The sequence below is a fragment of the Paenibacillus sp. SN-8-1 genome (assembly GCF_050995535.1).
In the GTDB taxonomy this organism is placed as follows: Bacteria; Bacillota; Bacilli; order Paenibacillales; family Paenibacillaceae; genus Fontibacillus.
Map to the genome: position 1 here is coordinate 2065327 of NZ_CP194782.1, position 13969 is coordinate 2079295.

A 13969-nucleotide genomic window follows, 5' to 3' on the forward strand; every position below is an offset into this window, starting at 1 on the left:
GAGGTGTAGTTAATGAGGATACAGTATCCCTTTGAAACCAATCAACTGAGCTTGGAATATTTAGGCCGAGATGAAACTACAACTGCTTTGAAAGAGGTATCTGTTGGTTTCCCCATGGGTGCTATAACCATATTAGGGGGATCTTCAGGAAGCGGGAAGAGTACATTATTAAACTGTCTTGTTGGACTTAAGCGGCCAACCGGGGGAATGATCAAGTATGAAGGCAATGATGTAACCAAGTGGTCTAGTCGTAAATGGGCGGAATTAAGGCAGAACGAAGTTCACTTAGTTACCCAGCAGACCGTGCTATTTCCTTATTTAACAATTTGGGAGAATCTATGCTTTGTAATTTCTTCGAAAAATAAAGAACAGACTGAACTAGCCTCACATTTACTAGAGAGAATGAATTTAATAAAAAGTAAGCATCGATATCCACGTGAACTGTCCATAGGAGGGAGACAGAGAATTGCAACAATTAGGGCGCTGCTAGGTAATCCCAAGGTGATTCTCGCGGATGAACCGACATCGGCCCTTGATGAAGAGAATAGCAGAATTGTGATGGATGTATTCACAAAATATGCGGAGGAAGGTACTACTTTTATTGTCGCAACACATGATCCATCTGTAGTGTCTTATGGACATCAATGCATCATGTTAAAAGACGGAAAAATTGTTAATGAGGTGAGTTGGAAGAATACCAAAAACTCTGATTAGGAGTATCTAAAGTTCTTACAGTCTGCGTTCCACTGAGGAGTCCACCCTTTGCAGTCCCCCAGTTCGTCTATTTATTAATATTTTCATTCAATTTAGCGCTGATATAGAGTTTAATAAGGTCAAATGAACTACTATGAAATCCATAGTTCATATGGGAAACTCCCCCTTCCCTCAAGTTGAATGTCCTCCTATCGTCCGATAAGAGGGTCTTTTTTACTAGACAATAGTTAATAGAATGAGATATTTTAGTAAAGGAGAGATAATATACAACATGGGGGAATGGATTCAAAATGAAGAAGTGGCTCATCGCAGGCGCTGCGTGTCTAAGCTTGGCATTCATACATACTAATGGGGTATCTGCGGCCTCAAATATAGTAAATCCAAAAGAAACATATACCTACGATAGAATGACAAAGGATATCAAAGAGCTTGCTAGTGAATATCCCGACCTCATTCATTATAAGTCGATCGGGAAGACGCCATACGGACGTGAGCAATGGGCAGTAAGTCTTGGTAACGGGGAATCTACCGTATTCTTTAACGGGTCTCATCATGCCCGGGAGTGGCTGACCAGCACGCTTAACATGTACATGATTGAACAATATGCCAAGGCATATGAAAGCGGCAGTAAGTTCGAGGGTTATGATGTCAGAACCATTCTGTCCGAGTCGACCATTTGGTTCGTGCCGATGGTTAATCCGGATGGCGTGACCCTACAGCAGTACGGGCTTTCCGCATTTCCGCAGCTGGTATGGACTAATCTGATCAAGATGAATGACGGCAGCCGGAATTTCAAGCGCTGGAAGGCGAATGCCCAGGGGATTGATCTGAATCGCCAATATCCTGCCCTCTGGTCAGGCATTAAAAATCCAGCGAAAGCACCACATTGGATGAACTATAAAGGTACGAAGCCGCTGCAGAGTAGCGAGAATCAGAATATGGTCAAATTCACTTATGATATCAATCCTGAGATTGCTGTCTCCTACCATACCGCCGGCCATATTTTATACTGGAATTTCAATACTAAGCCGAGCAATCTTGCCCGTGACAAAAAGCTTGCCAATACGTTCACGGCAATCACCGGTTATTCCCAGGTGAAGCCAGTGCCGAACCCGTCTGGGGGAGGTTATACCGACTGGTTCATCACTACATTCGGCCGGCCTGCCTTTACGCCGGAGATTGGCATCAAGGAAGGGGAGACGAATCTCTCCGTGTCTGTGTTTGATTCAGAGTGGAAGCTTAATAAGAAAATCGGTCTATGGATTGCAGATGAAGGGTACAGGCTTTGGTTGCAAAAGAATCAAAACAAGCAGACTGTAGTGGAATTCCGCAAAGAAATCACGATTTCGGAACTCAAGCAGCTGTTTAACTCCAATAACTTTATTTCGGGAACTGTCGGAACGATTCGTCCGCAGACGCTAACCGCCACAGCCAAGTCGGGCAATTGGTATAAGGTGAAGACGGACAAGGGTGAGAAGTGGCTATATGACAAGAACGCGGTCGTGAGTGAACCAGCTGCTGAACCTACTGTTCCAACCGGGGACCCTGTGGATGTGGATCTCACATTGACACTTGGAGCGGAGACCGAGGTCTATTCCGAGCCAACTGCGAAAGAGGCAAAAGCAACGATTACGCTAACTGAAGTGCATGCGATTCAGAAGTGGGGCAACTGGTACAAAATTAATACCCCAATTGGGGACTTGTGGATCTATCAGTCTCCATCTAAGTAGCACACTAGGTTATATTCATAACACAAAAAGATCTGAAAACGGAACAGAGCTTGTCCGTCATTCAGATCTTTTTTGTGTTCTTATTAGAGAAAAGGCTTATTTAATGAGCAAAGATACAGCGAGACCCGCTTCAAGCAGGAGCAGAAGAACACAGACGATGGTGCTGAGCAAGGACAGTCCTTTAGCAGCCCCGGTTCTTAGTGCGTTCCGCCCGAAGAGCAGGCCTGCGAGGCTGGCCGCCGAGGTAATGCCGATCGGAATCCAAATTCCTATGGTGTTCGGGGAAGTATAATTCCGGAAGAAGATCAGCAGTGTAAATAGCGTGAGGATGAAAGCGATAATCATAAGCAGGATGGATACCACAACGCTTCCCATGCCCTCTCTGGATTCTTGCAGCTGGTTATCCGATATGTTGTTCAACAAGTGATTCCTCCTTAGTTAATTGCCTTATATAATAACATGTTTATCTACTCAATCCAAAGGCAGGAATCGCACAATTATTCTTCTGTCTCCAGATTCACCTTGCTCAGCAGGGCAATAAGCTGAAGCTGCTCGTCTTCTGTTAGATTGCGGGTCAACCTATTATTATGTTCATCCAAAATGGACTGCAGCTGAGGAAAGAATGCCTCTGCCTTGTCGGTTGGGAATAAGGAGAGCGATCGGCGGTCTTGGTTATTCACGATTCGGGTAATATATCCGGCTTGCTCAAGCTGCTTGACAGCTCTGGCTGTCGTTGCTTTGTCAAACTTAAGGTCATGGGTCAACTGGTCCTGATTAATACCTGGCTTATGAAGAATCGTCTTCAAGAAGCTGTGCTGTCCACCTCCTCCGAGGTCGTAAGCAGCAAGCCGTTTATTCAAGGACTTCTGACTGTGTCTGTGAATCAGGGAAATCAGCTTCCCGATTGGTTCTTTCCGCATACAGATCCCCCTTGCAAATGTCACATCTAACGCGGTGACTGTTACCCAAAATTTTAACGTACAATTGTTGCGCGCGCAACTAACATGGGATATAATCTGTGTACCGGATTTTGTTGCGTCTGCAACTAAAATACATATTTTAAGGAATAGAGGTGTGAACATGAATGCAATTCCCCAAACCTATCAGGAGAATGAAGCTGTCCAACGCAGGCGGTGGTTCATTCTAATCGCTGTTAATTTATTTACGTTCATGGCGACCTTGGATGGAACCATAGTTAATATTGCTCTGCCGGATATATCAGCGAAGCTCTCTCTAGCTGTAGCTCAAACCGAGTGGGTGGCAACCAGCTACTTGATGGCGATTTGTGCAGCAGTGCTTTTCTTTGGGAAGCTCGGTGATAATGTAGGCAAGATACGGATATTCAAAATAGGCACAGTGGTGTTTTTGATTGGCTCGTTGCTATGCGGCTTCAGTACAAGCTTGACCTTCTTGATTATTTCAAGAGTTATTCAAGCTTTGGGAGCTTCGATGACCATGGCGAACAACATGGGGATCATAACGGATATCTTTCCTTCGAACGAGAGAGGCAAGGCAATTGGATTGATCGGCACATTTGTGTCGCTTGGAAGTATTGCAGGTCCTAGTATCGGCGGTGTCTTAGTCTCTTCATTTGGGTGGGAGTATATTTTCTGGGTGAATATCCCGATTGGGCTTGTTGCAATAGGACTTGGCTGGAAGGTGCTGCCGGGGGATCTTGTTAAAACAAGAACCAGAATGGACTTGTCAGGAAGTTTGCTGTTTGCATTGTTCATCCTGCTCTTGTTCGCGGGTCTTCTGCTTGGTCAGCAGACTGGGTATGATAACGGATGGATTATCGCAAGTCTTATTGTGTCGGTCCCTGCATTTCTACTATTTCTGTGGGTGGAGAACCGGAGCGCGAACCCGCTGCTGCAGCTGTCTCTGTTCCGCAACTCCTGGTTCTCACTCAGCATTCTCTGTGGGTTTCTCGTGTTCGTCTCTGTATTCTGCTACAATATTGTAGCTCCGTTCTATACCCAAGGTGTATTGCAACTGTCTCCTTCCCATGCAGGGTTCTTATTAATGCTATTTCCTGTTACTATGGTGATCGTCGCTCCACTGAGCGGGGCGTTGTCTGATAAGATTGGCTCTGAGCTGCTTACCTTTGCAGGGCTGCTTGTCAATGTTACCGCCCTGTACGGGATGGCCACACTTCATCAAGAGAGCTCGCTTGGTTGGGTAGGTCTTTGGATCGCTCTTCTGGGAGTAGGCAATGGCTTATTTCAATCTCCGAATAATTCTCTTGCCATGTCCAAGGTACCAAGAACCCAGCTCGGAACTGCGGGCAGTATTAATTCGCTAATCCGGAACATCGGCATGGTTGTCGGAATCACGGTAGCGACGACCACTTTATTTAGTGTCATGAGCAGCCAGGCTGGCCACCGGGTTATTGGACTCATTCCGGGCCGACCGGATATTTTCCTAACAGGTATGCATATCGTGTTTATCATGGCTGCATGTATTAGTCTAGTTGCTGCTGTGCTCACGGGCTGGAGATTATGGGCTTCAAGAATGCAGAAATAATATTCTCATTAAAATAAACGCACCCCCTAAAGTTACATGGAGAGCCTGTAAGGCCCATCCTTGTAAGCTTAGGGGGTGCGCTTGTATAGGAAGTATTAATGGTAGTTACAGTCCGGTGTTCGCCTTAACCATCACTTCAGTATATTTCTTCACATCGGTCCTGGAGGATAGGTAGGTGCCTACTATGGCACCAATAAATCCAAGTGGGATCGATATGATTCCTGGATTTGCAAGAGGGAACAGGGCATCGCCTGTAAATATTGCTTTCCCTGCGGGATCCCAGACACTTGGGCTAACAGCCACAAGGAGAAGCGCGCTGATAAGACCGGTCAGCATTCCTGTGATCGCACCGGCTGTATTGAATCTTTTCCAGAAGATCGTAAAGATAAGGACAGGCAGATTCGCACTCGCTGCAACGGCAAAGGCAAGCGAGACCAGGAAAGCCACGTTCAGCTTCATTGCGAATAACGCAAGGATGATGGACAGCACGGATACGCCTACCGAAGCCCAGCGGGCAGCCTTAAGCTGCTGTTTCTCGGACGCATTGCCTTTCTTGATAATGTGACCATAGAAATCATGAGCGAATGCCGAAGCAGCGGACAGAACAAGGCCTGTGACTACCGCCAGGATGGTCGCGAACGCGACTGCGGAGATGAAGGCGAAGAGGAAATCGCCTCCCAGGGCTTTGGCGAGCAGCGGAGCAGCCATGTTGCCTCCTTTATCCTGCGCTGTAATCGCATCTGCGCCAACGAAGGCAGCGGCTCCGAACCCCAGGAACACAGTCATAATATAGAATATACCAATAATCCAGGTGGCGTGGACGACAGAGCTGCGAGCGGTGGGAGCATCTTTTACGGTGAAGAACCGGATCAGAATATGCGGCAGACCCGCGGTTCCAAGCACAAGTGCCAGATTGAGACTAAGGGTATCCAGCGGAACCTTATATTTATTGCCTGGATTCAGAAAAGCTTCACCAAGTGGTGTTGCCGTCTTCAAATGATTGAACATCTCGGTAATGGAGAAATTGAACTTTGCAAACACGATGAGGGAGATGATTAACGTACCGCCCATCAGCAGCACGGCTTTGGTGATCTGTACCCAGCTGGTTGCGGTCATACCACCGAAGACGACATAGATGGTCATCAGGACACCTACAATGATGATGGAGGTCACGGCATCCAGTCCAAGAAGAAGACGGATTAAGCTGCCCGCTCCAACCAGCTGCGCAATCATATAGAAAGTGGAGATCGTAATCGTATTGAGGGCGGCAACTCCGCGGATCTTCTTATCGTCAAAACGGGCGGCAATCATGTCTGCCATCGTGTATTTTCCGAGGTTTCTTAATGGTTCAGCAATCAGATAGAGAACAACGAGGTAAGCGACGAGGAATCCAATGCTGTAGAAGAATCCATCAAAACCCGCCAGCGCAATCGACCCGGCAATTCCGAGAAAAGAGGCTGCAGACATATAATCTCCCGCGATGGCCAGACCGTTCTGCCAACCGGTTAACCCACCGCCGCCGGTATAGAATTCACTTGTGCTCTTGGTTCGCTTGGAGGCGAAATAAGTAATGATCAGTGTAATAGCAACAATTCCGAGAAAAAGTGAGAAGGCGGTTGTATTCATGCTTTTTTCCTCCCAGCTGCTTCTTGCTTGATTAGCTCAATATCTTGGTCGAACTGAACGGACTTGCGGGAATAAATGATACATAACGTCCAGGTCATGATGAACTGGGCAAAAGCGAATATCCAGGCCCAGCTAATCGGGCCAATGGCTGGCTCGTTCAGCACTTTGGTATACGAGGTCAGCACCGGAAGCAAGAAGTAGAACACTAGGAAGAACAAGGTCATCGGAAACAAAAATCGCTTTTTCCTAAGCATTAATCGCTTAAAATTTGGACTGGTCGAAATTCGATTGTAATCCGGTTTCGGTTCCATGGCATTACCCCCAATATCAAATGTGAATAATGTGTGACAATGTGTAAGCGACTAAATAAACTTATTAACAAACGTACCATTTTAGAATAGGGTATAAGCTAGAAAAGAAACGAGGTCAAACATTTGAAGACAATACTTATAGCTGATGACGATAGGCATATTCTTACTTTGCTGAAACATGTACTGACGCTCGCAGGTTACAAGGTAATTGAAGCCAGTGATGGTCAAGAAGCCAAGATGAAACTGACAGAAGAGACGATTGATCTAGCGGTAATCGATATTATGATGCCACGGATGGATGGTCTGGAGTTGTGTGAGTATGTCAGGACTGAATATGATATTCCGATTATATTGCTTACGGCCAGAGATCAGCTGCCTGATAAAGAGCAGGGTTACCTGCGCGGTACCGATGACTATGTAACCAAACCTTTCGAGCCAGAGGAGCTGATATTTCGGATAAAAGCCCTATTCCGGCGGTATACCGTTGTATCGAGTGATAGGATTCGTCTGAATCGCCTGATTATCGATCGGCATAATTATGAAGTGACGGATGGGAAATCGACTATCCTGCTTCCCCTTAAAGAGTTCGAATTGTTAGCTCAGTTGGCTCAGTATCCCGGCAGATTGTTCTCCAGGGACGATCTGATTCGATTGGTGTGGGGAGCGGACTATGAGGGGGATGAGCGGACGGTTGATGTACATATTAAGCGGTTAAGACAACGCTTCATAGACTATCAGGAGGACTTCATCATTCATACCGTACGCGGCATCGGTTACAGATTGGAGGTGCCGGTGAAATGAAATCACTCTATTCCCGGGTGTTTCTAATCACGATAGCCACGGTTATTGTAAGTAGTCTTATGGGCTTTCTGGTCTCCAATATTTATTATCATGTGAAATTGAAGCCATTCAATGATCAGAAGCTTGTAACGATGGCAGCCAGCATGAAGAGCTTTGCCGAGGCTCATCCGGAACTTTCAGATGAGTACCTTGAGAGCGCGGCGTCCCTCGGATACGAAATGATCTTGATCTCTGAACAGGGGAGAGAGCGTTCTTATGGAAGCTCCTTTCGTGAAAAGGACCTGTCTGATGAGGCCCTGAAGCTGGTGCTTAGCGGACAAGTCTATCACGGGGTATCGAATTTCCCTAACTCCTGGTTCATCACAGGCTTCTTCGATAATCGCTTGAGCAATACGATCGGTATGCCGCTAACGTTAAACGGACAACCGTATGCCTTGTTCATGCGTCCCGACGTCATACTTCAGTTCGGGGAACTCCGGAAATTTTTCGCGATGATCGGCGGCCTGACCATTGTGTTCAGCGTGATGGCTATGCTAATTAGCACGACCTATCTTGTGAAGCCGATTACCCGCCTGACCGAGGCGACCAAGAGGATTGCCAAAGGCACTTATCATATCGAGATTCCCGTGCGCAGACGGGACGAAATTGGTCAGCTGGCCGCCCATTTCATGAGCATGAGCAAGGAATTGGAACGAGCCGATCAGGCACGTCAGGAGTTTGTAGCCAATGTGTCACACGAGATTCAGTCTCCCCTAACCTCAATCCAGGGTTTTGCCAAGGCGTTGACAAACAAAGCTCTGCCTAAAGAGGAGTATGATCAGTATGTTAATATCATCAACGAGGAAAGCCATCATTTGTCTCTGCTCAGCAAGCAGCTGCTTCTACTTTCGTCACTGGATCAAGCGGCGGATGGGCTTCAGAAGAAGACATTCAATCTACGATCGCAATTAAGGCAGGTTGTTCAGACTATGCAGTGGCAAATGGCTGATAGAGGAATCGCGCTTCGCTTTGAAGTGCCTGAAGAGTTCCAGGTTAGCGGGGACGAGGTGCTGCTCTATCGAGTATGGATGAATCTGCTGTCCAATGCGGTCAAGCATATTCCGGAGGGTAGATCCATTGATCTGAGAGCTGGTATGAAGCATGAAGGGCTTGTCGTTACCGTGAGCGATACGGGAGATGGGATTTCCGAGGATCAACTGCCTCATCTATTCGATCGGTTCTATAGAGTTGATCCTGCAAGAGAACGTGCTTCAGGAAGTACCGGTCTTGGCTTAGCCATTGTTAAGAAGATTATTCTCCTGCATGAAGGAAATATTGAAGTGACGAGCAGCGAGAATGGAACAACCTTTACGGTTACCCTGCCGAAGTTGTAACTTGTTGTTCATACGCCGTTCATTTTCAGCGCCTACACTTGTCTTGGACAAGGGAGGTTACTGAAATGTATTTAGCTCTAAGAGAGATGAGATTTGCCAAGACGCGATACGCGCTCATCATGACCATTATGCTGCTGGTCTCTTTTTTGGTCATGTTTGTAACAGGGCTCGCCAAAGGCCTGGCCTATGCCAATGCTTCTTCGATCGAGAACATTCCTGCGGATTACTTCGTAGTTCAAAAGGATGCCAGTCAGAGGTTCAGCCGCTCGGAACTTGGTACATCTGTTATCGATGAAGCGCAAGGGGTTGTCGGAAATAGCAATGCGGCTGTGTTGGGTGTACAGATGTCAACGGTGACCCGCGGTGGAGCGGGCCCGAAAATAGATGTGACGTTTTTTGCCGCTGATACCAGTGGCTGGATCATGCCCGGCGTGGTAGAAGGAAGAGCAATTACCAACACTTCATCCGGTGAGGTTCTGGTAGACCTAAAGCTGAAGGAATCCGGGGTACAGCTAGGCAGTGTCATCCGTGATCAAATCACCGGCGTGACATGGACAGTTGCTGGTTTTACCCGCAATGAATCCTACAGTCATACTCCGGTGATCTTTATGAACGAGCAGGAGTGGCAGAGCTGGAGACAAAAAGTTACGAATTCTACACAAACATCTGTCAGTGCAGTCTACAATACTATAGCCATTAAGGCGAGCAGCAGCCAGGCGGATCAATTGAAGACGAAGCTGCCGGAGATGGAGATCATGTCCAAGACAACAGCCGTATCCGCGATTCCCGGGTACAAGGAGGAGCAGGGCTCACTCTTGATGATGATTGCTTTCTTATTTGTCATTTCAGGATTTGTGCTTGCCGTATTCTTCTACGTCATCACGATTCAGAAGACAAGTCAGTTTGGCATTCTCAAGGCGATGGGAACAAGATCAGGCTATCTTGCAGTAAGTGTCCTCGGGCAGGTACTGCTCCTCACGGTGGTTAGCCTGCTTATTAGTATTCTGGTTATCCAGGTGGCTGCCCGGCTGCTGCCAGAGTCGATGCCCTTCCAGCTCAGTGGAGGTACGATTGGGCTAACAGGTTGTCTATTCGTGATGATGGCCATGGCGGGCTCGGTAATATCCATCATTAAAGTGAACAGAGTGGATGCCTTGGAAGCCATAGGGAGGGTATCCGCATGACAGACAAATTGGTACTTGACCGAATTTCACATTCATATGGAGATGGAGACACCCAGCTTAAGGTGCTGAATCAAGTGAGTCTTCAGGTAAAAGAGGGAGAGCTTGTTGCCGTAATCGGACCATCCGGCTCAGGAAAGAGTACATTTTTATCCATCGCGGGAGCTCTACTAACTCCAAAGGAAGGACAGGTGATCATTGAGGGGGAGAGCTTATCAGACTATAGCGCCCATCAGCTGGAGCAGCTGAGGCTGAATCGGATCGGCTTCATCTTTCAAAGTGCGAATCTGATTCCTTATTTGAAAGTGGAAGAGCAGCTCCTAATTATGGCCAAACTTGCCGGGATGAACAAGAGCAGCGCCATGACCCGTGCGAAGAAACTTCTTGCCCGTCTGGGAGTTCAGCACCGCCGGAAGAGTTACCCTCATGAGCTCTCCGGAGGAGAAAGACAACGCGTGGCGATAGCAAGGGCATTGATGAATGACCCGGCGATCCTTTTCGCGGATGAGCCTACGGCCAGCCTGGATGCAGCCAGAGGCCAAGATGTGGTTAGCATGCTGGCTGCAGAGGTGAAGGCGGAGGGCAAAGCAGCTATCATGGTGACCCATGATGAGCGCGTGCTTCCGCTATGCGACCGAGTCCTGCGCCTGGAGAACGGAACCTTAACCGAAGAGGCGAGCACGTCTGTACGAGGATTGTAGCTATATACCTGCGATTCCTTTACAATATGCTTGTAAGGGAATCGTGGGGGGATAACAGATGCTATTAATCTATTTCTTGATTGCTGTCATAGCGGTCTTTCTCGTCTGGATCACTTTCTGGGTCACGAAGAAGGCCTATTCCAAGAAGTGGGATCAGCCGGAAGATTAAGCGAGCAATACATTGTCTTCAAGGAGGATGAATGCGAGAAAGGGGCATTCATTCTTTTTTTTTCTATAATTCCATCGACCCAAGCTTAAATTCTGGCAGCCTTATGTTCTGCGGATTAGCTCTTGATTCCGCCCAATCTGGGGCGGAGAGAAGAGCATAAACTGTATCAGCAACTTGTGAAATGAGGCGGTAGCACATGGGTCTGCCAATTTACCGGATTAGAATGAAGAATACTGAAATCACGCAGCTTAACCGCGATATCTGGTCAAAGGAATTCGTTCATGGCGAGCTTAGTATTAAGGGGCGCAGCCAGCCAGTTCGGATAAGATACCGGGGGGAGCATACCCGTGATTATCCGAAGAAATCTTTTGAGATCAGAACAGCAACGAGAACCTACCATTTCAACGCCCAATACGATGATCCATCCATGCTGCGAAATGCGCTATCCTTTCAATTCCTCGAATCCATAGGTGTTCATGCGCCAGCTGCGCAGCACTGTGTCCTATATTTAAACGGTGAGCTGCTGGGCGTGTATCTAAGGCTCGAAGCCGTCAAGACCAGCTTCTTCCGCAAAAGAGGCATTCCGGTTAGGAGTATTTTCTATGCGATTAATGATAATGCCGACTTTTCCTTGTACGATAAAGATACCAGATACTTTAAAAGCTCCTTGTTCTCAGGTTACAGTCTGATCAAAGGCTTGAAGAAAGATCGCGAAAGGTTCGAACAGTTCGTAGAATGGCTGAATGGCAAGAAAGGGAATGATCTGCTTCGATTCCTGCACAGCCGGATTAATATCGATAATTACTTGCGCTGGTTGTGCGGAGCGGTCTTGACTGGCAATGATGATGGGTTGAGTCAGAATTACACCTGGTATGAGCATAGGGTGACGGGTAAATATGGTATTGTTCCATGGGATTACGAGGGGACCTGGGGGAGAAATTTTTTTGGTGCGCGAACGGATTCCAACCTGATTCCCATAGATGGATACAACGAATTAACAGAGAAGATCCTATCCTATAGGTCGCTGCGGGCAGAGTATAAGAGATTGCTGCGGAGCCAGCTTAAGTCAAGGTTCAAGCCTGATAATATTATGTCTATAGCAAGACGGATGCACAGCCGCATCGCTGCCGACGTTAGAAGGGACCCGAACACGAAGTGGAGTTTGAGCGCTTTTCATGGTGAGCTGAGAGTGATCCGGGAATATACAGAAGAGAGAAGCGAATACTTAATCCAGCATTTGAAGGATTTATAGATTTCCTATTAAGGTAATACATGGTAATCTAGTCTTAGTCAATGTATAGGAGGTCTATATACCCATGTATCAAGCACCACAGGATCATTTTGCTTATGATCATTACAATCCTTATCCACCTGTTCGAACGAATACGAAATCGATTGTCGCCCTTGTGCTGGGCATATGCTCTATATCCGTACCTTATCTCGGATTTGTAATTGGTATTGTGGCCATCGTATTTGCATGCCTTTCATTTAGAGAAATCAGAAGAAGCGGTGAGAAAGGAAGAGGCCTGGCTGTTGCTGGTTTGGTCTGCGGGATAGTAGGGACTGCGCTCTATGCGATTGTAATTCTGTTAGTTATCTTGTCCATAATCTATATGTCAAGCTATGGAGCATTTTTTTGGTAAGTCCAGTTAAGATAATAATTTGGGAATGAACCGATCCTGGGAAGGGTCGGTTTTTTAGTTCTAGCGCACAAGCTTACTTGTCCAGTCTGTTTAACTTTTCTAAGCAGTAATCCTAAGTAATTACATACATATTAGTGCTCCTATTTATTAGAAAGTTGTTCTATAATCACTATATTATGATGAAAAATCAGACATAAAGTGGGGACAATATGAAGGTATCGATCGAAGAAGTCAGTCGGGATAGGGACGAGGAAGTCATCATCAGGTGTTATGAGGTGAATGATGAGGTTATCAAGTTGCTAACCAAGATCAAATCTGATTCTGCCATGCTTCTTGGCTATGACCAGGATGATATCCATAGAATTAAAATGGAAGATGTGTATTATTTTGAATCGGTAGACAATAAGGTGTTTATCTACTGCAAGAATAAGGTGTTTGAGTCCAAGCTGAAGCTATATGAACTGGAGGAAATGTGTAAGGGTAAGAAGTTTTTTCGGGCATCCAAATCCAGCATCATAAATCTAACCAAAATGTCATCTGTAAAACCTTCTTTAAGCGGCAGGTTTGAGGCCAAGCTCGATAATGGAGAAAGATTAGTAGTCTCCAGACAGTATGTGCCTGTATTGAAGAAGATGCTGGGTTTATAGGAGGGAACACATAATGAGATTAATGGATATTACCAAGAGAATAGCCAAAAATTATTTCATAGTATTCGCGCTAATCGTGATATGTCTTACCGTATTGCGTCAGTTTTTTTCAACAGGTAAGTATTTTGAATTAAAAGAAATATATATTTATATGATCTGCGCATGCATAAGTATTGTGCCAAGCTTGATATTTTACTCTCCAGAAGAGTTGTCGGGAAAAAAATACCGGATCAGAGTAATTCTCCATTTTGCGGCATTGGAAGCAGTTCTATTGACCTTTGGACATGTAACGGGTCTGGTAAATGATGTCGCAAATACAGCTATACTTGCAGTTCAAGTTGCGGTTATCTATGGGGTTGTCCGCTTATTGACCTATATGGAAGACAGAAAATCCTCCAATAAAATCAACGAAAAACTTAAAACTATGAAAGTTGAAACAAGTATAGTCTCGGAACAAAAATAAAAAATCGAATGCAGCTTATCGCTCCTTTTTTACAACTTACCTGACTGTTCCTACAGGTTACTGCTAAGGCCCTATACAGCACTTGGC

At 46.2% G+C, this 13969-nt stretch carries 15 protein-coding genes; 11 read left to right on the forward strand and 4 right to left on the reverse strand.

Features of this window, described 5'->3' with window-relative positions; genetic code table 11:
- The first annotated feature begins 12 nt into the window (after positions 1-12).
- Positions 13-714: an ATP-binding cassette domain-containing protein gene (locus tag ACRRNK_RS09740; protein ID WP_433946532.1), complete on the forward strand. Its 702-nt coding sequence runs from the start codon at positions 13-15 to the stop codon at positions 712-714.
- Positions 715-1004: 290 nt separating this feature from the next.
- The gene (locus ACRRNK_RS09745; protein ID WP_433946533.1) at positions 1005-2444 is read left to right on the forward strand and encodes a M14 family zinc carboxypeptidase; all 1440 of its coding nucleotides are present in this window, start codon (positions 1005-1007) and stop codon (positions 2442-2444) included.
- A 96-nt stretch (positions 2445-2540) separates the two neighbouring features.
- Here the strand turns inward: ACRRNK_RS09745 and ACRRNK_RS09750 are convergent, their stop codons facing one another.
- The gene (locus tag ACRRNK_RS09750; RefSeq protein WP_433946534.1) at positions 2541-2864 is read right to left on the reverse strand and encodes a hypothetical protein; all 324 of its coding nucleotides are present in this window, start codon (positions 2862-2864) and stop codon (positions 2541-2543) included.
- Between the two features lie 77 nt (positions 2865-2941).
- Entirely contained in the window at positions 2942-3364 is a 423-nt protein-coding gene (locus tag ACRRNK_RS09755; RefSeq protein ID WP_433946535.1) for a MarR family winged helix-turn-helix transcriptional regulator, read from the reverse strand.
- A gap of 160 nt (positions 3365-3524) precedes the next feature.
- Between ACRRNK_RS09755 and ACRRNK_RS09760 the strand changes: the two genes are divergently transcribed.
- A complete protein-coding gene (locus ACRRNK_RS09760) occupies positions 3525-4967 on the forward strand; it encodes an MFS transporter (RefSeq protein WP_433946536.1) in 1443 nt (480 codons plus the stop codon).
- A 105-nt stretch (positions 4968-5072) separates the two neighbouring features.
- On the opposite strand, the gene ACRRNK_RS09765 is transcribed toward ACRRNK_RS09760, so the two are convergent.
- Complete coding sequence (locus ACRRNK_RS09765; protein ID WP_433946537.1) at positions 5073-6593, reverse strand: solute symporter family protein; 1521 nt, start codon at positions 6591-6593, stop codon at positions 5073-5075.
- On the reverse strand, positions 6590-6904 hold the full coding sequence (locus ACRRNK_RS09770) for a DUF485 domain-containing protein (protein WP_433946538.1): 315 nt from the start codon (positions 6902-6904) through the stop codon (positions 6590-6592). Before ACRRNK_RS09770 ends, ACRRNK_RS09765 begins: the two co-directional genes overlap by 4 nt.
- Before the next feature lie 123 nt (positions 6905-7027).
- Here ACRRNK_RS09770 and ACRRNK_RS09775 point away from each other — a divergent pair, with 123 nt between their 5' ends.
- The 8 genes from ACRRNK_RS09775 to ACRRNK_RS09810 all read left to right on the forward strand — a co-directional run bounded on the left by ACRRNK_RS09775 (position 7028) and on the right by ACRRNK_RS09810 (position 13882).
- Positions 7028-7705, forward strand: a complete 678-nt coding sequence (locus tag ACRRNK_RS09775; RefSeq protein WP_433946539.1) for a response regulator transcription factor — start codon at positions 7028-7030, stop codon at positions 7703-7705.
- Positions 7702-9078: a sensor histidine kinase gene (locus ACRRNK_RS09780; protein ID WP_433946540.1), complete on the forward strand. Its 1377-nt coding sequence runs from the start codon at positions 7702-7704 to the stop codon at positions 9076-9078. Before ACRRNK_RS09775 ends, ACRRNK_RS09780 begins: the two co-directional genes overlap by 4 nt.
- Positions 9079-9143: 65 nt before the next feature.
- Positions 9144-10262, forward strand: coding sequence for an ABC transporter permease (locus ACRRNK_RS09785; RefSeq protein WP_433946541.1), 1119 nt, complete (start codon positions 9144-9146; stop codon positions 10260-10262).
- Positions 10259-10960, forward strand: coding sequence for an ABC transporter ATP-binding protein (locus ACRRNK_RS09790; RefSeq protein ID WP_433946542.1), 702 nt, complete (start codon positions 10259-10261; stop codon positions 10958-10960). The genes ACRRNK_RS09785 and ACRRNK_RS09790 overlap by 4 nt, the downstream gene beginning before the upstream one ends.
- A gap of 365 nt (positions 10961-11325) precedes the next feature.
- Complete coding sequence (locus ACRRNK_RS09795) at positions 11326-12381, forward strand: CotH kinase family protein (protein WP_433946543.1); 1056 nt, start codon at positions 11326-11328, stop codon at positions 12379-12381.
- 64 nt (positions 12382-12445) lie between these two features.
- Positions 12446-12772 carry a DUF4190 domain-containing protein gene (locus ACRRNK_RS09800; RefSeq protein WP_433946544.1) on the forward strand — a complete coding sequence of 109 codons (327 nt, stop codon included), beginning with the start codon at positions 12446-12448 and terminating at the stop codon, positions 12770-12772.
- Between the two features lie 209 nt (positions 12773-12981).
- A complete protein-coding gene (locus ACRRNK_RS09805; protein ID WP_433946545.1) occupies positions 12982-13419 on the forward strand; it encodes a LytTR family DNA-binding domain-containing protein in 438 nt (145 codons plus the stop codon).
- A 13-nt stretch (positions 13420-13432) separates the two neighbouring features.
- A complete protein-coding gene (locus tag ACRRNK_RS09810) occupies positions 13433-13882 on the forward strand; it encodes a DUF3021 family protein (RefSeq protein WP_433946546.1) in 450 nt (149 codons plus the stop codon).
- Positions 13883-13969 lie beyond the last annotated feature (87 nt).

Bases quoted from the DNA above. Each gene is read 5' to 3' on its own strand.
- ACRRNK_RS09740 (WP_433946532.1), top strand. From the start codon at position 13: ATGAGGATACAGTATCCCTTTGAAACCAATCAACTGAGCTTGGAATAT.
- ACRRNK_RS09745 (WP_433946533.1), top strand. From the start codon at position 1,005: ATGAAGAAGTGGCTCATCGCAGGCGCTGCGTGTCTAAGCTTGGCATTC.
- ACRRNK_RS09755 (WP_433946535.1), bottom strand. From the start codon at position 3,364: ATGCGGAAAGAACCAATCGGGAAGCTGATTTCCCTGATTCACAGACAC.
- ACRRNK_RS09760 (WP_433946536.1), top strand. From the start codon at position 3,525: ATGAATGCAATTCCCCAAACCTATCAGGAGAATGAAGCTGTCCAACGC.
- ACRRNK_RS09765 (WP_433946537.1), bottom strand. From the start codon at position 6,593: ATGAATACAACCGCCTTCTCACTTTTTCTCGGAATTGTTGCTATTACA.
- ACRRNK_RS09770 (WP_433946538.1), bottom strand. From the start codon at position 6,904: ATGGAACCGAAACCGGATTACAATCGAATTTCGACCAGTCCAAATTTT.
- ACRRNK_RS09780 (WP_433946540.1), top strand. From the start codon at position 7,702: ATGAAATCACTCTATTCCCGGGTGTTTCTAATCACGATAGCCACGGTT.
- ACRRNK_RS09785 (WP_433946541.1), top strand. From the start codon at position 9,144: ATGTATTTAGCTCTAAGAGAGATGAGATTTGCCAAGACGCGATACGCG.
- ACRRNK_RS09790 (WP_433946542.1), top strand. From the start codon at position 10,259: ATGACAGACAAATTGGTACTTGACCGAATTTCACATTCATATGGAGAT.
- ACRRNK_RS09795 (WP_433946543.1), top strand. From the start codon at position 11,326: ATGGGTCTGCCAATTTACCGGATTAGAATGAAGAATACTGAAATCACG.
- ACRRNK_RS09800 (WP_433946544.1), top strand. From the start codon at position 12,446: ATGTATCAAGCACCACAGGATCATTTTGCTTATGATCATTACAATCCT.
- ACRRNK_RS09805 (WP_433946545.1), top strand. From the start codon at position 12,982: ATGAAGGTATCGATCGAAGAAGTCAGTCGGGATAGGGACGAGGAAGTC.
- ACRRNK_RS09810 (WP_433946546.1), top strand. From the start codon at position 13,433: ATGAGATTAATGGATATTACCAAGAGAATAGCCAAAAATTATTTCATA.